At 57.9% G+C, this 17,774-nt stretch carries 26 protein-coding genes; all 26 read right to left on the bottom strand.

Translation table 11 applies throughout. The annotated features are described in order from the left end of the window. Positions 1-432: a 50S ribosomal protein L15 gene (gene rplO / locus ATO7_RS03810; protein WP_083559661.1), complete on the bottom strand. Its 432-nt coding sequence runs from the start codon at positions 430-432 to the stop codon at positions 1-3. Positions 433-450: 18 nt separating this feature from the next. Then, positions 451-645, bottom strand: coding sequence for a 50S ribosomal protein L30 (rpmD, locus tag ATO7_RS03815; RefSeq protein WP_083559663.1), 195 nt, complete (start codon positions 643-645; stop codon positions 451-453). 11 nt (positions 646-656) lie between these two features. Further along, a complete protein-coding gene (gene rpsE / locus ATO7_RS03820) occupies positions 657-1,175 on the bottom strand; it encodes a 30S ribosomal protein S5 (RefSeq protein WP_083559665.1) in 519 nt (172 codons plus the stop codon). Positions 1,176-1,187: 12 nt separating this feature from the next. Next, positions 1,188-1,541: a 50S ribosomal protein L18 gene (gene rplR, locus ATO7_RS03825; protein WP_083559667.1), complete on the bottom strand. Its 354-nt coding sequence runs from the start codon at positions 1,539-1,541 to the stop codon at positions 1,188-1,190. Positions 1,542-1,562: 21 nt separating this feature from the next. Beyond that, positions 1,563-2,093, bottom strand: coding sequence for a 50S ribosomal protein L6 (rplF, locus tag ATO7_RS03830; protein ID WP_083559669.1), 531 nt, complete (start codon positions 2,091-2,093; stop codon positions 1,563-1,565). 9 nt (positions 2,094-2,102) lie between these two features. Next, positions 2,103-2,498 (bottom strand): 30S ribosomal protein S8, encoded by a 396-nt coding sequence (gene rpsH, locus ATO7_RS03835; RefSeq protein WP_083559671.1) that lies wholly within the window; start codon positions 2,496-2,498, stop codon positions 2,103-2,105. 26 nt (positions 2,499-2,524) lie between these two features. Continuing rightward, positions 2,525-2,830 (bottom strand): 30S ribosomal protein S14, encoded by a 306-nt coding sequence (gene rpsN, locus ATO7_RS03840; protein ID WP_083559673.1) that lies wholly within the window; start codon positions 2,828-2,830, stop codon positions 2,525-2,527. A 9-nt stretch (positions 2,831-2,839) separates the two neighbouring features. Further along, positions 2,840-3,376, bottom strand: coding sequence for a 50S ribosomal protein L5 (rplE, locus tag ATO7_RS03845; RefSeq protein WP_083559675.1), 537 nt, complete (start codon positions 3,374-3,376; stop codon positions 2,840-2,842). Positions 3,377-3,379: 3 nt separating this feature from the next. After that, positions 3,380-3,694, bottom strand: coding sequence for a 50S ribosomal protein L24 (gene rplX, locus ATO7_RS03850; protein WP_083559677.1), 315 nt, complete (start codon positions 3,692-3,694; stop codon positions 3,380-3,382). After that, positions 3,694-4,059, bottom strand: coding sequence for a 50S ribosomal protein L14 (gene rplN, locus ATO7_RS03855; RefSeq protein ID WP_083559679.1), 366 nt, complete (start codon positions 4,057-4,059; stop codon positions 3,694-3,696). The genes rplX and rplN overlap by 1 nt, the downstream gene beginning before the upstream one ends. Positions 4,060-4,065: 6 nt before the next feature. Continuing rightward, positions 4,066-4,332, bottom strand: coding sequence for a 30S ribosomal protein S17 (rpsQ, locus tag ATO7_RS03860; RefSeq protein ID WP_083559681.1), 267 nt, complete (start codon positions 4,330-4,332; stop codon positions 4,066-4,068). Next, positions 4,329-4,523, bottom strand: coding sequence for a 50S ribosomal protein L29 (gene rpmC / locus ATO7_RS03865; RefSeq protein WP_083559683.1), 195 nt, complete (start codon positions 4,521-4,523; stop codon positions 4,329-4,331). Before rpmC ends, rpsQ begins: the two co-directional genes overlap by 4 nt. Beyond that, entirely contained in the window at positions 4,523-4,936 is a 414-nt protein-coding gene (gene rplP / locus ATO7_RS03870; protein WP_083559685.1) for a 50S ribosomal protein L16, read from the bottom strand. Before rplP ends, rpmC begins: the two co-directional genes overlap by 1 nt. Before the next feature lie 13 nt (positions 4,937-4,949). Next, complete coding sequence (rpsC, locus tag ATO7_RS03875; protein WP_083559687.1) at positions 4,950-5,615, bottom strand: 30S ribosomal protein S3; 666 nt, start codon at positions 5,613-5,615, stop codon at positions 4,950-4,952. A gap of 9 nt (positions 5,616-5,624) precedes the next feature. Beyond that, positions 5,625-5,954, bottom strand: coding sequence for a 50S ribosomal protein L22 (gene rplV, locus ATO7_RS03880; protein WP_083559689.1), 330 nt, complete (start codon positions 5,952-5,954; stop codon positions 5,625-5,627). A 13-nt stretch (positions 5,955-5,967) separates the two neighbouring features. Further along, the gene (gene rpsS, locus ATO7_RS03885; RefSeq protein ID WP_083559691.1) at positions 5,968-6,237 is read right to left on the bottom strand and encodes a 30S ribosomal protein S19; all 270 of its coding nucleotides are present in this window, start codon (positions 6,235-6,237) and stop codon (positions 5,968-5,970) included. A gap of 9 nt (positions 6,238-6,246) precedes the next feature. After that, the gene (rplB, locus tag ATO7_RS03890) at positions 6,247-7,074 is read right to left on the bottom strand and encodes a 50S ribosomal protein L2 (protein ID WP_083559693.1); all 828 of its coding nucleotides are present in this window, start codon (positions 7,072-7,074) and stop codon (positions 6,247-6,249) included. Positions 7,075-7,102: 28 nt separating this feature from the next. Then, a complete protein-coding gene (rplW, locus tag ATO7_RS03895) occupies positions 7,103-7,417 on the bottom strand; it encodes a 50S ribosomal protein L23 (RefSeq protein ID WP_083559695.1) in 315 nt (104 codons plus the stop codon). After that, positions 7,414-8,019 (bottom strand): 50S ribosomal protein L4, encoded by a 606-nt coding sequence (gene rplD / locus ATO7_RS03900; protein ID WP_083559697.1) that lies wholly within the window; start codon positions 8,017-8,019, stop codon positions 7,414-7,416. The genes rplW and rplD overlap by 4 nt, the downstream gene beginning before the upstream one ends. An 11-nt stretch (positions 8,020-8,030) precedes the next feature. Beyond that, the gene (rplC, locus tag ATO7_RS03905) at positions 8,031-8,675 is read right to left on the bottom strand and encodes a 50S ribosomal protein L3 (protein WP_083559699.1); all 645 of its coding nucleotides are present in this window, start codon (positions 8,673-8,675) and stop codon (positions 8,031-8,033) included. Between the two features lie 120 nt (positions 8,676-8,795). Then, positions 8,796-9,113, bottom strand: coding sequence for a 30S ribosomal protein S10 (rpsJ, locus tag ATO7_RS03910; protein WP_083559701.1), 318 nt, complete (start codon positions 9,111-9,113; stop codon positions 8,796-8,798). Positions 9,114-9,179: 66 nt separating this feature from the next. Continuing rightward, positions 9,180-10,370, bottom strand: coding sequence for an elongation factor Tu (gene tuf / locus ATO7_RS03915; protein ID WP_083559703.1), 1,191 nt, complete (start codon positions 10,368-10,370; stop codon positions 9,180-9,182). Positions 10,371-10,400: 30 nt separating this feature from the next. After that, entirely contained in the window at positions 10,401-12,500 is a 2,100-nt protein-coding gene (gene fusA / locus ATO7_RS03920) for an elongation factor G (protein WP_083559705.1), read from the bottom strand. A gap of 27 nt (positions 12,501-12,527) precedes the next feature. Further along, positions 12,528-13,001: a 30S ribosomal protein S7 gene (rpsG, locus tag ATO7_RS03925; RefSeq protein ID WP_083559707.1), complete on the bottom strand. Its 474-nt coding sequence runs from the start codon at positions 12,999-13,001 to the stop codon at positions 12,528-12,530. Between the two features lie 42 nt (positions 13,002-13,043). After that, positions 13,044-13,418 carry a 30S ribosomal protein S12 gene (gene rpsL, locus ATO7_RS03930; protein WP_083559709.1) on the bottom strand — a complete coding sequence of 125 codons (375 nt, stop codon included), beginning with the start codon at positions 13,416-13,418 and terminating at the stop codon, positions 13,044-13,046. Positions 13,419-13,533: 115 nt separating this feature from the next. After that, a complete protein-coding gene (gene rpoC, locus ATO7_RS03935; protein WP_083559713.1) occupies positions 13,534-17,742 on the bottom strand; it encodes a DNA-directed RNA polymerase subunit beta' in 4,209 nt (1,402 codons plus the stop codon). Between the last annotated feature and the right edge of the window lie 32 nt (positions 17,743-17,774).

Consider the following 17,774-nt stretch of genomic DNA (forward strand, 5'->3'; position numbering starts at 1 on the left):
CTAGTTGACCGAACCGCCAGCAGCTTCAATCGCCGCACGTGCGCCTGCCGTGGCGGGCACACCGTCGACCTTGACAGCCACGCTGATCTCACCGGCCTTGATGATCTTCACCAGGCTGGCTTTGTTACGAATCAAGCCGGCTTTCTTGAGGCTTTCCAGCGTTACCGCTTCATCACCGAAGCGAGCCAGGGCGTCAAGACGCACTTCATCACGCAGCTCGCGCGAAGCGGAGTTGAAACCGCGTTTCGGCAAGCGGCGCTGCAGCGGCATCTGGCCGCCTTCGAAACCGACTTTGTGGTAACCACCGGAGCGGGACTTCTGGCCCTTCACGCCACGACCACAGGTTTTACCCATGTCGGAGCCCGGACCACGACCTACACGCTTGGCGGTTTTTCTGGCCCCTTTGGAGGACCGCAGATCATTCAATCGCATCGTTTCTCGCATGCCGGCTTACGCCGACACTTCCTCTACGTTCAGCAGGTAACGAACCTTGTTCACCATGCCCATGTTTTCGGGCGTGGCTGCACGTTCAACACTGTGATGCATGCGGCGCAGACCGAGGCCACGTACGCAGTCTTTGTGAGACTGCAGACGACCGTTCAGGCTTTTGACCAGGGTGATACGCAGGGTTTTGGTTTCGCTCATGACACCAGTCCTCAGGCAGCGGAGGAGTCGCCAAGCAACTCAGCCACTTTCTTGCCGCGCTTGGCAGCGATGTACTCGGGGTCGTAGATCGAGGTCAGACCGTTGACCGTGGCACGCACCACGTTGATCGGGTTACGCGAACCGTAGGACTTGGCCAAGACGTTCTGAACGCCTGCCACTTCCATAACAGCACGCATCGCGCCGCCAGCAATAACACCGGTACCTTCAGACGCCGGGCGGATAACCACCTGAGTCGCGCCGTGACGGCCGATAACTTTGTGCTGGACCGTGTCGCCCTTCAGACGCACATCCACCATGTTGCGACGAGCTTTCTCCATCGCTTTCTGGATCGCCACCGGTACTTCGCGAGCTTTGCCGTAACCGTAACCAACACGGCCAGCGCCATCACCAACCACGGTCAGCGCGGTGAAACTGAAGATTCGGCCACCCTTGACCACTTTGGCCACACGGTTAACCGCAACCAGCTTTTCCTGCAGATCGCTTTGAGCTTCGTTGTCTGTCTTCGCCATAACTGTGATTCCTTAGAACTGAAGCCCGCCTTCGCGAGCGGCGTCAGCCAGTGCCTGAACACGGCCGTGGTAACGGAAACCGGAACGGTCAAAAGCGACCGATTCAACACCCAGTTCCTTGGCCTTAGCCGCAATCAACGCGCCCACTTTGCGTGCAGCTTCAACATTGCCGGTGTTCTTCAGGCCATCACGCACATCGTTCTGAAGCGTGGAGGCTGAAGCCAGCGTGCGACCGCTTTCCGGCTCAATCAGCTGGGCATAAATGTGACGCGGCGTGCGATGGATGCACAGGCGATGCATTTCCAACTCGTGAATCTTCGCACGTGCCTTGCGAGCACGGCGCTGACGAGCAATTTTCTTGTCCATGTCGACTCAATCCTTCCCGGACTATTTCTTCTTGGCTTCTTTACGGCGCACATACTCATCGGCGTAGCGCACACCCTTGCCCTTGTAAGGCTCCGGCGGACGGTAAGCACGAATTTCTGCAGCAGCCTGGCCAAGCACCTGCTTGTCCGAACCCTTGAGAATGATTTCGGTCTGGCTCGGCGTTTCGGCAGTGATGCCTTCCGGCAGTTCATAAACCACCGGATGCGAGAAACCCAGCGTCAGATTCAGGTTCTTGCCCTGAGCCTGCGCACGGTAGCCCACACCAACCAGCTCCAGCTTACGTTCAAAACCGGCACTGACGCCCTGCGTCATGTTAGCCAGTAGCGCGCGGGTCGTACCCGACATTGCGGCGTTGCGTTCGATGCTCGAATCCGCAATGCGCACCACGTTACCTTCAACTGCCAGTTCGATACCGTCATTCAGCGTCAGAGCCATCTGACCCTTGCTGCCTTTGACGGTGACTTCCTGACCATCGACTTTAATTTCGACGCCCTTGGGAAGTTCAATCGGATATTTTGCAATACGTGACATGTCGACTCCTTACGCCACGATGCACAGGACTTCACCGCCCTGGCCATTGGCGCGTGCCTGGCGATCCGCCATCACACCGGTGGAGGTGGAGACAATCGCCACACCGAGACCGCCCAGAACCTGGGGCAGCTCGTCACGGCTCTTGTAGATCCGCAGCGACGGCTTGCTCACACGTTGCAACAAATCGATGACCGGCTTGCCCTGGAAGTACTTGAGCTCAATGTTCAAAGTTTCCTTGGCGCCGTCCTTCTGACTATTGAAGGCACTGATATAGCCTTCGTCCAGAAGCACCTGTGCAATCGCTTTCTTAACTTTCGAGCTCGGCATGGAGACCGTGGTCAACCGCGCGGCCTGGCCGTTGCGGATGCGGGTCAGCATGTCCGAGATGGGATCAGTCATACTCATAATTTAGTTACCGATATCCCCGGTTGTTACCAACTGGATTTCTTCAGACCGGGGACTTCGCCCCGCATGGTGTGTTCACGCAGCTTGTTGCGCGCCAGGCCGAAGCGACGGTAATAACCGTGCGGACGACCGGTCAGCTCACAACGATTCTGGCCGCGTACCGGAGCGGAGTCGCGAGGCAGAGCCTGCAGCTCCTGAACCGCCTGATAACGGTCTTCAAAACTTGCATTCGGGTCTTTGATCCGTGCTTTGATCTCAGCCCGCTTCGCCGCGTACTTAGCGGCCAGCTTTGCGCGTTTGGTTTCGCGCGCCACCATGCTTTTCTTAGCCATATCTACGCCTTACTTGCGGAACGGGAACTTGAACGCATCAAGCAAAGCCCGCCCTTCTTCGTCGTTGCGTGCCGACGTGGTGATCGTGATGTCCATACCGCGCAGGCGGTCAACCTTGTCGTAATCGATCTCAGGAAAGATGATCTGCTCGGTCACGCCCAGGCTGTAGTTGCCATTGCCGTCAAATGACTTCGGATTCAAACCACGGAAGTCACGGATACGCGGCAGTGCGATCACAATCAGACGCTCGAGAAACTCGTACATCCGCTCGCGACGCAACGTGACACGTGCACCAACAGGCCAGCCGTCACGGATCTTGAAACCAGCGACCGACTTACGAGCCAGACGCACCTGCGGTTTCTGACCGGTAATCTTGGTCAGATCGGCCACGGCGTGCTCGATGATTTTCTTGTCGGCTACCGCTTCGCCCAGGCCCATGTTCACCGTGATTTTGGTGATGCGCGGGGTCGCCATGACCGGGCAGTCCAGCTTCTGCTGGATTTCCGTAGCGAGCTTGTCGCGATAAAGAGTCTGCAAATTCGACATATCTTAGCCCCCGACCACGTCGCCGGTGGAGCGATAAACACGCTGCTTCACCCCGTCAACAACCTTGTAGCTAACGCGGTCAGCTTTTTCGGTCTTGGGGTTGTACAGCATCACATTGGACACATGAATCGGAGCTTCCTGCTGGACGATACCGCCCTGCACACCCTGATTCGGATTCGGTTTGACATGCTTCTTGACGATATTCACGCCTTCAACCAGAAGACGCTCGTCGTCACGCACGCCGATCACCGTACCGCGACGACCTTTGTCACGACCGGCTGTGATGACAACGTCATCACCTTTACGGATACGGTTCATTACAAAACCTCCGGGGCCAGCGAGATGATGCGCATATACTTCTCGCGAAGCTCGCGGGTCACTGGGCCAAAAATACGCGTGCCAATCGGCTCCAGCTTGGAGCTCAACAGCACCGCTGCGTTGGTGTCGAAGCGGATCAACGAGCCATCCGGGCGACGTACACCATGACGGGTACGCACCACGACTGCGTTATGCACTTCACCTTTCTTGACCTTGCCACGCGGGATCGCGTCTTTGACGCTGACCTTGATGACATCGCCAACGTTGGCATAGCGCCGATGCGAACCGCCCAGCACCTTGATGCACTGAACTTTGCGCGCGCCGCTGTTATCCGCAGCCAGCAATACAGTTTCTGTCTGAATCATTTTCCGTTACTCCAGACCAGCACGCTCGACAATCTCGACCAGCTTCCAGGTCTTGGACTTGGACAGCGGGCGGCATTGCACGACCGTAACGCGATCGCCGATCTGGCAGTCATTGCTCTCATCATGCGCGTGCACTTTGTGCGAACGCGAGATGTACTTGCCATACAGCGCATGTTTTTCACGATGCTCAACCAGAACGGTGATGGTTTTATCCATCTTGTTGCTGGTGACCGTGCCCATCAAACGCGGGGCGCCTTTTTCACTCTGGCTCATGCCTGACGTCCTTTCTCATTCAGGATGGTTTTAACCCGCGCGATCTCGCGGCGGACTTCACGCACCCGATGGCTTTTCATGGACTGGCCAGTGGCCAGCTGCAGGCGCAGATTGAACTGCTCGCGGCGCAGAGCTACCAGCTCAGCGGCGAGATCTTCAGCGCCCTTGTCACGAAGTTCACTGGCCTTCATCACAGGATCGTCCGATTAACAAATACAGTCTTGATCGGCAGTTTGGCTGCTGCCAGGCGGAACGCCTCGCGTGCAACGTCTTCACCGACACCTTCCATTTCGTAAAGCATCTTGCCGGGCTGAATCTGGGCGACCCAGTACTCGACATTACCCTTACCTTTACCCATACGAACCTCGATCGGCTTTTTGCTGATCGGCTTGTCCGGGAAAATACGAATCCAGATCTTGCCGCCACGTTTGATGTGACGGGTCATGGCACGACGTGCGGCCTCGATCTGACGTGCGGTCACACGACCACGACCGACTGCCTTGAGTCCGTACTCGCCAAATGACACGGCGTTGCCATTCTGGGCCAGGCCACGGTTACGGCCTTTCTGCTGTTTGCGGAATTTCGTCCGCTTTGGCTGCATCATGACTTATGACTCCTTAGGCGGCCGCTTCGCGGGTGGTGTTTTCGCCCTGGCCTTCAAAGACCTCACCACGGAACACCCACACCTTGATTCCGATGATGCCGTAGGTGGTCTTGGCCTCAGCCAGACCATAATCGACATCGGCGCGCAGGGTATGCAGCGGCACACGGCCTTCGCGATACCATTCAGTACGCGCAATTTCAGCGCCGTTCAGGCGACCCGACACTTCGATCTTGATACCGCCGGCACCGAGACGCATCGCATTGGACACGGCGCGCTTCATGGCCCGACGGAACATGATGCGACGCTCGAGCTGCTGCGCGACCGATTCAGCCACCAGATAAGCATCAAGCTCGGGCTTGCGGATTTCCTCGACCGACAGCTTGACCGGCATACCGACCATGCCCTGCACAGCCTGGCGCAGCTTCTCAATGTCCTCGCCCTTCTTGCCGATCACGATCCCCGGGCGCGCGGTGTGCACGGTCACGGAAACCTTACCAGCCAGACGGTCGATCTGAACTCGGCTGACCGAAGCATTCTTGAGCTTGGCGCGAATAAAATCACGCAGCTTCAGATCTTCGTTCAGATTCTTGCGGTACTCACCCTTCTCGGCATACCAAACGGAGGACCATTCCGAGGTCACTCCCAGGCGAAAGCCTACGGGTTGGATTTTCTGACCCATTTGTCTTCCTTACTCCGCGACCCGGATGGTGATGTGGCTGGATCGCTTCATGATGCGGTCGGCGCGGCCCTTGGCTCGCGTTTTGATCCGTTTCAGAGGCGTCGCGCCGTCAACGAAGATCTCGGAGACCTTCAGCTCGTCAACATCCGCGCCGTCATTGTTTTCCGCATTAGCAATTGCCGAGTCCAACACCTTTTTGATGATGTCGGCGCCTTTCTTGCTGCTGAAGGTCAGCAGCTGCAGTGCTTTCTCAACCGGCATACCACGAATCTGATCAGCAACCAGACGCGCTTTCTGCGGCGAAATGCGGGCGTGTTTCAATTTAGCCTGTGTAGCCATCGCTTATTCCTTCTTAGGACTTGCGATCACCCGAGTGACCTTTAAAGGTCCTCGTCGGTGCAAATTCACCCAGCTTGTGACCGACCATCTGTTCGGACACATACACCGGCGTGTGCTGGCGACCGTTGTGCACGGAAATAGTCAGACCGACCATATCCGGCGTCACCATGGAACGGCGCGACCAAGTTTTGATCGGGCGCTTAACCCGGGCATCAGCGGCTTCCGCCACTTTCTTTGCCAGGTGCAGGTCAACAAACGGACCCTTACGAATCGAACGGGGCATGCTGACTCCTTACTTACGACGACGATCGCGAACGATCATGTTGTCGGTGCGCTTGTTCTTACGGGTGCGATAGCCTTTGGTCGGCATCGCCCACGGGCTGACCGGATGACGGCCACCGGAGGTACGACCCTCACCACCACCATGCGGATGGTCAACCGGGTTCATCGCCACACCGCGAACGGTCGGGCGAACACCACGCCAACGCTTGGCACCCGCTTTACCCAACGACTGCAAACTGTGCTCGCCGTTGCTGCACTCACCGATCACCGCACGGCACTCAACCGGCACCTTGCGCATTTCACCGGAGCGCAAACGCAGGGTGGCATGACCACCGTCGCGCGCAACCAACTGAACCGCGGCACCAGCGCTACGCGCCAACTGCGCACCCTTGCCCGGGCGCAGCTCGATGCAATGCACCACGCTACCCAGCGGGATGTTGGCCAGCGGCATGCAGTTGCCGGGCTTAATCGGCGCGCTGGAACCGGAACGAATCGCGTCACCAGCCTTCACGCCCTTGGGCGCGATGATGTAACGACGCTCACCGTCGGCATACTTCAGCAGTGCGATGTGGGCAGTACGGTTCGGATCGTATTCAATACGCTCGACAACGGCCGCAACCGCGTCCTTGTTACGCTTGAAATCGATCACACGATAACGCTGCTTGTGACCACCACCACGATGCCGGGTGGTGATACGGCCAGCGTTGTTACGACCGCCAGTTTTCGACTTTTTCTCGACCAATGCCTGGTGCGGCCGGCCCTTGTACAGGTCCTGGCCAACCACGCGAACGACGTGACGCCGCCCTGCTGAAGTCGGTTTGGCTTTTTGAGTGGCCATTATAGAGATTCCCTTTACGATCCGGGGCTTACTTGACGCCAGACGTGAAGTCGATTTCCTGGCCCTCGGCCAGCTTCACGTAAGCTTTTTTCCAGTCCGAGCGACGACCGAAGCTACGCCCGAAACGCTTGCTTTTGCCCTTGACATTAACCGTGGTCACGGCAGCGACCTTAACGTCAAAGAGACCTTCAACCGCGCGGCGAATTTCCGGCTTGCTCGCATCACGAGCAACCTCGAACACCACAACATTGCCCTCTTCAGCAACGCGCGAGGACTTTTCAGTCACCAGCGGCGCGAGGAGAACCTGGAAGGCACGTTCTTGTGCAGACTGCGCAGCATTCATGACAACGTCTCCGACAGAGCTTCAGCCGCACGCGCCGTCAGCACCACGTAATCGGCGCCAACCAACGCGGCCGGATTCAAACGCGCCGCTTCGCACAGTTCAACATTCCACAGATTGGACGCACCGCGCTGAAGCTCGGCACCCATCTCGGTATCCACAACCAGCACGCGACCTTCGGCAACACCAGACAGCCAGGCCAGCACGCTCTTGGTCCGATGGTCAGGCAGATTGATCTCCTTGACCACACGCAGACGCTCCTGACGGTTCAATTCAGACAGAATTGAACGCAAGCCGGCGCGCCACTGCTTCTTGTTGATTTTCTGAGAAAAATCACGCGGATGCAGAGCAAAGGCTTGACCACCGCCAACCCAGATGGGCGAGCGGATGGTACCTGCACGGGCACGGCCGGTACCTTTCTGACGCCACGGCTTACGACCGCCACCACTTACTGCAGCGCGGTTTTTGCCAGCCTTGGTTCCAGCGCGACCACCAGCCTGATAGGCCGTGACCAGCTGATGAATGAGATCCTGGTTGAAATCCGCGCCAAACACTTTGTCGCCGACCTCGACCGATCCGTCACCGATATGAAGATTCAACTGCATGATGATTTCGCCTACGCCGCGCCTTTGACCGCCGGACGAATGACCAGATCGCCACCCTTGGCACCCGGCACACCCCCCTTGATCAAAAGCAGGTTTTTCTCTGCATCGACACGCACAACTTCAAGGTTCTGCACCGTGCGACGCGCGTTACCCAGGTGGCCAGCCATCTTCTTGCCCGGGAACACGCGGCCCGGAGTCTGGTTCTGACCAATGGAACCCGGCGCGCGATGCGACAGCGAGTTACCATGAGACATACGCTGGCTGGAGAAGTTATGACGCTTGATGGCGCCCGCGAAACCTTTACCAATGCTGGTGCCGACGACGTCGACCAACTTGGCCTCCGCCAGCGCATCAACGGTAATTTCGCTACCCGCAGCCAGGTCATCGCCTTCGTTCTCGTCGAGGCGGAACTCCCAGAAACCACGACCCGCTTCGACACCGGCTTTGCGGAATTCACCCGCAAGCGGTTTGGTCAAGCGATTTGCCTTGATGTTTCCAGTGGTGACCTGAACAGCGCGGTAACCGTCAGTCTCAGCGGTCTTAACGCGCGTTACGCGGTTCGGCAGCACTTCGATCACGGTTACTGGCACAGATTCGCCAGCTTCCGTAAACACGCGCGTCATCCCGCACTTACGGCCTATCAATCCGATTGGCATGAGTACAACCTCTTGCTTGCCGCCACGTCAGGGCGGTAGTCCAAATGGTTTTTCCGGTCTGCGAATCCACAGACAACGGAAGTAATTTTAAATGGCCGACTTTACGGCCGCCTGTTTGTCTTACTGCAGTTTGATCTGCACATCGACACCCGCTGCCAGGTCCAGCTTGGACAGCGCGTCCACGGTCTTATCCGTGGGCTCAACGATGTCCAGCAGGCGCTTGTGCGTGCGGATTTCGTACTGGTCACGCGCGTCTTTGTTGACGTGCGGCGAAATCAGCACGGTATAGCGCTCCCTCCGGGTTGGCAGGGGAATCGGGCCGCGCACAATCGCGCCGGTGCGCTTGGCGGTATCAACGATCTCACGGACGGATTTGTCGATGAGACGATGATCAAACGCTTTGAGGCGAATGCGAATGGTCTGATTAGCTGTTGTCATTTTCTTTACCGAAAAAAACGAGGGTGCGGAAAACCGCACCCTCGCGTAGAGCCCGCTAGTATAACTTTAATCGAAGATCTTGGCAACAACGCCGGCGCCGACAGTACGGCCACCTTCGCGAATTGCGAAACGAAGACCTTCATCCATCGCGATCGGCGCGATCAACTCAACCTTCATGTTCACATTGTCACCAGGCATCACCATCTCGGTGCCTTCCGGCAATTCCACTGCGCCCGTCACGTCGGTCGTGCGGAAGTAGAACTGCGGACGGTAACCCTTGAAGAACGGCGTGTGACGACCACCCTCTTCCTTCTTCAGGATGTACACCTCAGATTCGAACTTGGTGTGCGGCTGGATGCTGCCCGGCTTGGCCAGAACCTGGCCGCGCTCGATTTCTTCGCGCTTGGTGCCGCGCAGCAGAATGCCAACGTTGTCACCCGCGCGACCTTCGTCGAGCAGCTTGCGGAACATCTCAACACCGGTCACCGTCGTCTTCGCGGTATCTTTGATACCCACGATTTCGATTTCTTCGCCAACCTTGATGATGCCGCGCTCAACACGACCCGTGGCCACAGTACCGCGACCCGAAATCGAGAACACGTCCTCAACCGGCATCAGGAAGGCACCGTCAATGGCGCGCTCCGGCTCCGGAATGTATTCGTCCAGCGCAGCAATCAGTTTGTCGATCGCCTGCGAGCCAATTTCCGACTCGTCGCCTTCCAGTGCTTTCAGCGCACTGCCGATGATCACCGGGGTGTCATCACCCGGGAAATCATAGGTGTCCAGCAGTTCGCGCACTTCCATTTCCACCAGCTCGAGCAGCTCGGCGTCATCGACCATGTCAGCCTTGTTCAGGAACACGACGATGTAAGGCACGCCAACCTGGCGGGCCAGCAGAATGTGCTCACGCGTCTGCGGCATCGGGCCATCAGCGGCCGAGCACACCAGAATCGCGCCGTCCATCTGCGCCGCACCGGTGATCATGTTCTTCACATAGTCAGCGTGTCCCGGGCAGTCCACGTGCGCGTAGTGACGCACGTCCGACTCGTATTCCACGTGAGCGGTCGAAATGGTAATACCGCGGGCTTTTTCTTCCGGGGCATTGTCAATCTGGTCGTAAGCTTTCGACTCACCACCGAACTTCTTACCCTGCACCACCGTCAGCGCTGCTGTCAGCGTCGTCTTACCGTGATCCACGTGTCCAATCGTACCCACGTTGACGTGGGGTTTCGTACGCTCAAATTTTTCCTTGGCCATGACTCTTAACCTTTTTCAAAAAACGGGCGCTCAGGACGCCTTCATCACTGCTTCAGCGACGCTCGAAGGCGCCTCGTTGTACTTACCAAACTGCATTGTGTAAGTCGCACGTCCCTGGCTCATTGAGCGCAGGTCTGTCGCGTAGCCGAACATTTCGGCCAGCGGAACTTCTGCACGGATGGTTTTACCCGTCGGGGTATCTTCCATGCCTTGGACAACGCCACGGCGGCGATTCAAATCGCCCATCACGTCGCCCATGTAATCTTCCGGCGTCACCACTTCAACATCCATGATCGGCTCAAGCAAAACCGCTTTGGCTTTGCGTGCGCCTTCCTTGAAACCCATCGAGCCGGCAATTTTGAAGGCCATCTCGTTGGAATCCACATCATGGTATGAACCGTCATACAGCGTGACCTTGACGTCAACCACCGGATAACCGCAAATCACACCGTTTTGCATCTGTTCCTGGATGCCCTTATCGACAGCCGGGATATATTCCTTGGGCACCACGCCACCCACGATGGCGTTAACAAATTCGTAGCCCTCACCAACCGGCATCGGCTCGATCTTCAGCCACACGTGACCGTATTGCCCACGCCCACCCGACTGACGAACAAACTTGCCTTCCTGCTCCACCGTCGCGCGAATGGTTTCACGGTAGGCCACCTGCGGCTTACCGACATTGGCCTCGACTTTGAACTCACGCTTCATGCGATCAACAATGATCTCAAGATGCAGCTCGCCCATACCGGAAATGATGGTCTGCCCGGACTCTTCGTCGGTATGCACGCGGAACGAAGGATCTTCCTGCGCCAGCTTCTGCAGCGCCAAACCCATCTTTTCCTGATCCGACTTGGTCTTCGGCTCAACCGCAACCGAAATAACCGGCTCCGGAAATTCCATGCGCTCCAGGATAACCGGCGCATCCGGTGAACACAGCGTGGTCCCGGTGGTGATGTTCTTCAGGCCGACACATGCGGCGATGTCGCCTGCGCGAACCTCTTTGATTTCTTCGCGCGTATTGGAATGCATCTGCAGAATGCGGCCGATGCGCTCTTTCTTGCCATCCGTAGAGTTGTAAACCGAATCACCCGCGGACAGCACGCCAGAGTAAACGCGCACGAAGGTCAGCGTACCAACGTAAGGGTCGGTAGCAATCTTGAATGCCAGCGCCGCAAAAGGCTCGTCATCCGACGATTTGCGCAGCATGGCTTTTTCAGGATCATCAGGATCCGTGCCCTTGATGGCCTTGACTTCCAAAGGTGACGGCATGAACTCGACAACTGCATCGAGCAGGGCTTGAACACCTTTGTTCTTGAAGGCCGTACCACACAGGGTGAGCACAACTTCGTTAGCCAGCACACGGGCACGCAGCCCCTGCTTGATCTCATCGACGGAAAGCTCGCCCTCTTCGAGGTACTTTTCCATCAACCCTTCATTGGCTTCAGCCGCCGCCTCGATCATCGCTTCGCGATATTCTTCAGCTTTGGCCTGCAGATCGGCCGGGATATCACGCTCTTCGAACGTCATACCCATGTCATCCTGGTTCCAGTGAATGGCCTTCATCCGGAACAGGTCGACCACACCCTCGAAATCTTCTTCCGCGCCGATCGACAGCTGTATCGGCACCGCATTGGCACCGAGGCGCTTGCGGATCATGTCGATACAGCGGTAATAGTCCGCACCCATTTTGTCCATCTTGTTGATGAACACCATGCGCGGCACTTCGTACTTGTCTGCCTGACGCCAGACCGTTTCAGTCTGCGGCTCTACACCTGCGTTGGCATCAAGCACACAGACAGCGCCATCAAGCACACGCAGGGACCGCTCAACTTCAATGGTGAAGTCGACGTGCCCCGGCGTGTCGATGATGTTGATGCGATATCGCTCCGGGAACTGCTGCTCCATCCCCTGCCAGAAGCAGGTTGTCGCAGCCGAGGTGATGGTGATCCCTCGTTCTTGCTCCTGCTCCATCCAGTCCATCGTGGCAGCGCCATCATGGACTTCACCCATCTTGTGCGACACACCGGTGTAATAAAGGATACGCTCGGTGGTTGTCGTCTTACCGGCATCAATATGGGCCATGATGCCAATATTGCGGTAATGCTCAATCGGGGTGGTACGGGCCACAGCAAGTTTCCTAGCAGCTCGCGCGCTTTACCAGCGGAAGTGGGAGAAAGCTTTGTTGGCTTCTGCCATACGGTGCGTATCTTCGCGCTTCTTGATCGCGCTACCACGCTGCTCGGACGCATCCATCACTTCACCAGCCAGACGCTCCGCCATGGTCTTTTCACCACGTGCACGAGCAGCGTCAATCAACCAACGCATGGCCAGCGTGGTGCGACGCACAGCGCGCACTTCAACCGGAACCTGGTAGGTGGCACCACCAACACGACGAGACTTCACCTCGACGACCGGACGGATGTTGTCCAGCGCTTCTTCCAGAATCGCCAACGGCTCTTCGGTGCTCTTGCGCTCAGCAATACGGTCCAGGGCACCGTAGACGATGCCTTCGGCGGTGGATTTCTTGCCAGAGTGCATGATCATGTTAATGAACTTAGCAAGCTGGACAGATTTGAATTTTGGATCGGGCAGCGGCTGACGCGGCTGTATCTCACGACGACGGGGCATTGTTTACTCTTCTCTTAACTGAAGGGCGCAAGACGAAGGGCGTTAGCCCTTGGGCCGCTTGGCACCGTATTTGGAACGGCCCTGACGGCGCTTCTCGACACCACTGGTATCCAGCGAGCCGCGCACGGTGTGGTAGCGCACACCCGGCAAATCCTTGACACGACCACCGCGGATCAGAACCACGGAGTGTTCCTGCAGGTTATGACCTTCACCACCGATGTAGCTGGTGACCTCAAAGCCATTGGTCAGACGCACACGGGCGACTTTACGCAACGCCGAGTTCGGTTTCTTCGGAGTGGTGGTGTACACGCGGGTGCAAACACCGCGTTTTTGAGGGCAGGCTTCCAGGGCAGGAACTTTGTTCTTGACCGGCTTGTCTTTGCGCCCTTTCCGTACGAGTTGATTGATCGTCGGCACGAAGCGAATCCTTGGATTTTCCGTAAAAAAATGACACGTCGGGCGGGCCGACGTGTCATGAAAGGCCGCGAATAGTAGCGATTTGACCTTAGAGTGTCAAGGTAAAATCGCTGCCTTATTCGCTCTCATTTTCTGGCCCGGCGGACGCGGTCTCTTCAACCACCTCCGGGACCATCGGGATATCCGCCAGCAACGCATTGCGACGGTTCTCACGACGTTGGTTGTGGAACGCCAGACCAGTACCGGCAGGTATCAGTCGGCCCACAATGACGTTCTCTTTCAGACCACGCAGATCGTCACGGGCGCCACGCACCGATGCTTCAGTCAGCACTCGGGTGGTTTCCTGGAACGATGCCGCGGAGATGAACGATTCAGTCGACAGCGACGCCTTGGTGATACCCAGCAGCAGGCGGTCAAACTTGGCCGGCACGCGGTTGTCCGCGACCAGGCGGTCGTTCTCAGCCTTTACGGTGGTGTACTCAAGCTGCTCACCACGCAGGAAGCTGGAATCACCGGTGTCAGTGATCTCGACCTTGCGCAGCATCTGACGGATGATCGTCTCAATGTGCTTGTCGTTGATCTTCACACCCTGCAGGCGGTAGACGTCCTGAATTTCCTTGACCAGATACGCAGCCAGCTCCGACACCCCTTTCAGACGCAGGATGTCATGTGCACTGGGCTCGCCCTCGGAAATGACTTCACCGCGCTCGACGTGCTCACCCTCGAACACACCGACCTGACGCCATTTCGGAATCAGCAATTCGGTTTCTTCGCCGCTGGACTCGACAATCTTGATGCGCTGCTTGCCCTTGGTCGCCTGGCCAAAGCCGATGGTGCCGCTGGCCTCAGCCAGAATAGCCGGCTCTTTCGGCTTACGCGCCTCGAACAGGTCAGCAACACGCGGCAGACCACCGGTGATGTCACGGGTCTTGGACGACTCGGTCGGAATACGTGCGAGCACGTCACCGACGACAATTTCACCGCCATCCTGCACGGTTACAACCGCCTTGCCCGGCAGCTGGTAGGCCGCAGGCATTTCGGTACCCGGGAACATCAGTTCCTTGCCGTTCTCATCAACCAGTTTCACGGTCGGGCGCAGGTCTTTACCGGCACCGGTACGCGCCTTGATGTCGAGCACCGCCAGCGTCGAAACGCCAGTGATTTCGTCGACTTCCTTGGCCACGGACACGCCTTCTTCGAAGTCCACCAGCTTCACGCGACCCGCCACCTCAGTGACGATCGGGTGGGTGTGCGGATCCCAGCGGGCGACCTGCTGGCCAGCTTCCACTTCTGCGCCGTCTTCCAGCGTGATCAGCGCACCATAAGGCAGCTTGTAGCGTTCCTTCTCCTGACCATGCGCATTGATCAAGCCGATTTCACCGGAACGCGAGACCGCGACCAGGTGACCATCCGGATGCTTCACAGTTTTGACATTGTGCAGCTTGATGGTACCGGCCGCCTTGACCGAAATACCGTCAGCAGCAGCAGAACGCGATGCCGCACCACCCACGTGGAAGGTACGCATGGTCAGCTGGGTACCCGGCTCACCAATCGACTGGGCCGCGATAACGCCCACAGCCTCACCGATGTTGACGCGGATACCACGCGCCAGATCACGGCCGTAACATGCCGCGCACACACCGTGCAGCACATCACAGGTGATCGGCGAACGCACCACCACTTCGTCTACGGAATGCGATTCCAGCAGATCGGCCGCAGCTTCATCAATCAGGCTGCCAGCCGGAAGCACCACTTCGTCGCTGCTGCCCGGCTTGAACACGTCCTGTGCGGCAACACGGCCAAGCACACGCTCACGCAGCGGCTCGACAACATCGCCACCTTCGACGATCGGGGCCATCAGCAGGCCCGCCTCGGTGCCGCAATCCACCTCGGTCACCACCACGTCCTGCGCCACGTCGACCAGACGGCGCGTCAGGTAACCCGAGTTTGCGGTCTTGAGTGCGGTATCGGCCAGACCCTTACGGGCACCGTGAGTGGAGATAAAGTACTGGTTTACGTCCAGCCCTTCGCGGAAGTTCGCAGTGATCGGCGTTTCAATGATCGAGCCGTCCGGCTTGGCCATCAGACCACGCATCCCGGCCAGCTGACGGATCTGTGCGGCGCTACCACGCGCCCCGGAATCCGCCATCATGAAGATCGAGTTGAACGAGGCTTGCTTGACCGTGTCGCCCTTGGCGTCGACCACATCTTCGGTGCTCAGGCGTTCCATCATCGCGCGTGCAATGCGGTCGTTGGCACGAGACCAGATATCGACAACCTTGTTGTAGCGCTCACCCTGGGTCACCAGGCCCGAGGTGTACTGATCTTCGATTTCCTTAACCTCGGCTTCGGCCGCATCAAGGATTTCGGCTTTCTCTTCCGGAATCACCATATCGTTGATGCCGATGGAGATACCCGCACGCGTCGAGTGGCGGAAACCGGTGTACATCAGCTGGTCAGCGAAGACCACGGTTTCTTTTGTACCCACGCGGCGGTAAGCCGCGTTGATCACGCCCGACACGGCCTTCTTGGTCAGCTCGCGGTTGATCAGCGAGAACGGCAGGCGATCCGGCAGGATTTCCGACAGGATGGCGCGCCCCACGGTGGTCTCAACCACATGCGTGTACGGCGTGCTGTCAGCAGCATCTTCGGTGTCGACCCAATCCTGGATACGCACCTTGATCTTGGCATGCAGATGCACCTGGCGGCTTTCATAGGCGCGGTGCACCTCTTCCACGTCGGTGAACACAGCCCCCTCACCCGGCGCGTTGACGCGCTCGCGCGACAGCCAGTACAGCCCCAGCACCACGTCCTGGGTCGGCACGATGATCGGATCACCATTGGCCGGCGACAGGATGTTGTTCGAGGACATCATCAGTACGCGCGCTTCAAGCTGAGCTTCCAGCGACAGCGGCACGTGCACGGCCATTTGGTCACCGTCAAAGTCAGCGTTGAACGCGGTGCACACCAGCGGATGCAGCTGGATGGCCTTACCTTCAATCAGCTGCGGCTCAAACGCCTGGATACCCAGACGATGCAGGGTCGGCGCACGGTTGAGCATGACCGGATGCTCGCGGATGCACTCTTCCAGCACATCCCAAACTTCCGGTTCTTCACGCTCGACCATCTTCTTGGCCGCCTTGATGGTGGAGGCCAGATTGAGGCGCTGCAGACGCGAGAACACGAACGGCTTGAACAGTTCCAGCGCCATCTTCTTGGGCAGACCGCACTGATGCAGGCGCAGCGTCGGCCCAACCACGATCACCGAACGACCGGAATAGTCGACGCGCTTACCCAGCAGGTTCTGACGGAAACGCCCCTGCTTGCCCTTGATCATGTCAGCCAGCGACTTGAGCGGCCGCTTGTTTGAACCGGTGATGGCACGGCCGCGACGACCGTTATCGATCAACGCATCCACCGACTCCTGCAACATGCGCTTTTCATTGCGCACGATGATTTCCGGTGCCGACAGCTCAAGCAACCGACGCAGACGGTTGTTACGGTTGATCACACGACGGTACAGATCATTCAGATCAGACGTCGCGAAACGGCCACCATCCAGCGGCACCAACGGACGCAGATCCGGCGGCAACACCGGCAGCACGGTCAGGATCATCCACTCCGGCTTGTTGCCCGAGCTGAGGAAATACTCAACCAGCTTGAGGCGTTTACCCAGACGCTTGATCTTGGTTTCCGAGCCGGTGTTGGCCATGTCTTCGCGCAACTGCACGGTTTCGCGCTGCATATCAATCGAGCGCAGCAGCTCGTAGATGGCTTCGGCGCCCATGCGCGCATCAAACTCATCGCCGTGCTGCTCGACCGCATCGAGGTAGTCCTCTTCGGTCAGCAACTGGCCACGCTCGAGCGGGGTCATGCCCGGCTCGATGACCACGTAACCTTCGAAGTACAGCACGCGCTCGATGGCACGCAACGGCATATCCAGCAGCAAGCCGATGCGTGACGGCAGCGATTTCATGAACCAGATATGCGCGGTCGGCGACGCCAGATCAATGTGGCCCATGCGCTCACGACGCACCTTGGCCAGGGTCACTTCTACGCCACATTTCTCACACACCACACCGCGGTGCTTGAGACGTTTGTACTTGCCGCACAGGCACTCGTAGTCCTTGACCGGGCCAAAAATCTTGGCGCAGAAAAGGCCGTCGCGCTCCGGCTTGAACGTGCGGTAGTTGATGGTTTCCGGCTTCTTGACCTCGCCATAAGACCAGGACCGGATGGTTTCAGGCGACGACAGGCCGATCTTGATGGCGTCAAAATCTTCCTGCGTGTCGCCTGCCTTAAGCAGATTGAGTAAATCTTTCATGTCAGCTCCGCCGACCTATTTAATTCGTAATA

This window comes from Oceanococcus atlanticus, assembly GCF_002088235.1.
In the GTDB taxonomy this organism is placed as follows: domain Bacteria; phylum Pseudomonadota; class Gammaproteobacteria; order Nevskiales; family Oceanococcaceae; genus Oceanococcus; species Oceanococcus atlanticus.

What these genes read in the sequence shown, in the direction of transcription:
- rplO (WP_083559661.1), bottom strand. Translation starts at nt 432, where the DNA reads ATGCGATTGAATGATCTGCGGTCCTCCAAAGGGGCCAGAAAAACCGCC.
- rpmD (WP_083559663.1), bottom strand. Translation starts at nt 645, where the DNA reads ATGAGCGAAACCAAAACCCTGCGTATCACCCTGGTCAAAAGCCTGAAC.
- rpsE (WP_083559665.1), bottom strand. Translation starts at nt 1,175, where the DNA reads ATGGCGAAGACAGACAACGAAGCTCAAAGCGATCTGCAGGAAAAGCTG.
- rplR (WP_083559667.1), bottom strand. Translation starts at nt 1,541, where the DNA reads ATGGACAAGAAAATTGCTCGTCAGCGCCGTGCTCGCAAGGCACGTGCG.
- rplF (WP_083559669.1), bottom strand. Translation starts at nt 2,093, where the DNA reads ATGTCACGTATTGCAAAATATCCGATTGAACTTCCCAAGGGCGTCGAA.
- rpsH (WP_083559671.1), bottom strand. Translation starts at nt 2,498, where the DNA reads ATGAGTATGACTGATCCCATCTCGGACATGCTGACCCGCATCCGCAAC.
- rpsN (WP_083559673.1), bottom strand. Translation starts at nt 2,830, where the DNA reads ATGGCTAAGAAAAGCATGGTGGCGCGCGAAACCAAACGCGCAAAGCTG.
- rplE (WP_083559675.1), bottom strand. Translation starts at nt 3,376, where the DNA reads ATGTCGAATTTGCAGACTCTTTATCGCGACAAGCTCGCTACGGAAATC.
- rplX (WP_083559677.1), bottom strand. Translation starts at nt 3,694, where the DNA reads ATGAACCGTATCCGTAAAGGTGATGACGTTGTCATCACAGCCGGTCGT.
- rplN (WP_083559679.1), bottom strand. Translation starts at nt 4,059, where the DNA reads ATGATTCAGACAGAAACTGTATTGCTGGCTGCGGATAACAGCGGCGCG.
- rpsQ (WP_083559681.1), bottom strand. Translation starts at nt 4,332, where the DNA reads ATGAGCCAGAGTGAAAAAGGCGCCCCGCGTTTGATGGGCACGGTCACC.
- rpmC (WP_083559683.1), bottom strand. Translation starts at nt 4,523, where the DNA reads ATGAAGGCCAGTGAACTTCGTGACAAGGGCGCTGAAGATCTCGCCGCT.
- rplP (WP_083559685.1), bottom strand. Translation starts at nt 4,936, where the DNA reads ATGATGCAGCCAAAGCGGACGAAATTCCGCAAACAGCAGAAAGGCCGT.
- rpsC (WP_083559687.1), bottom strand. Translation starts at nt 5,615, where the DNA reads ATGGGTCAGAAAATCCAACCCGTAGGCTTTCGCCTGGGAGTGACCTCG.
- rplV (WP_083559689.1), bottom strand. Translation starts at nt 5,954, where the DNA reads ATGGCTACACAGGCTAAATTGAAACACGCCCGCATTTCGCCGCAGAAA.
- rpsS (WP_083559691.1), bottom strand. Translation starts at nt 6,237, where the DNA reads ATGCCCCGTTCGATTCGTAAGGGTCCGTTTGTTGACCTGCACCTGGCA.
- rplB (WP_083559693.1), bottom strand. Translation starts at nt 7,074, where the DNA reads ATGGCCACTCAAAAAGCCAAACCGACTTCAGCAGGGCGGCGTCACGTC.
- rplW (WP_083559695.1), bottom strand. Translation starts at nt 7,417, where the DNA reads ATGAATGCTGCGCAGTCTGCACAAGAACGTGCCTTCCAGGTTCTCCTC.
- rplD (WP_083559697.1), bottom strand. Translation starts at nt 8,019, where the DNA reads ATGCAGTTGAATCTTCATATCGGTGACGGATCGGTCGAGGTCGGCGAC.
- rplC (WP_083559699.1), bottom strand. Translation starts at nt 8,675, where the DNA reads ATGCCAATCGGATTGATAGGCCGTAAGTGCGGGATGACGCGCGTGTTT.
- rpsJ (WP_083559701.1), bottom strand. Translation starts at nt 9,113, where the DNA reads ATGACAACAGCTAATCAGACCATTCGCATTCGCCTCAAAGCGTTTGAT.
- tuf (WP_083559703.1), bottom strand. Translation starts at nt 10,370, where the DNA reads ATGGCCAAGGAAAAATTTGAGCGTACGAAACCCCACGTCAACGTGGGT.
- rpsG (WP_083559707.1), bottom strand. Translation starts at nt 13,001, where the DNA reads ATGCCCCGTCGTCGTGAGATACAGCCGCGTCAGCCGCTGCCCGATCCA.
- rpoC (WP_083559713.1), bottom strand. Translation starts at nt 17,742, where the DNA reads ATGAAAGATTTACTCAATCTGCTTAAGGCAGGCGACACGCAGGAAGAT.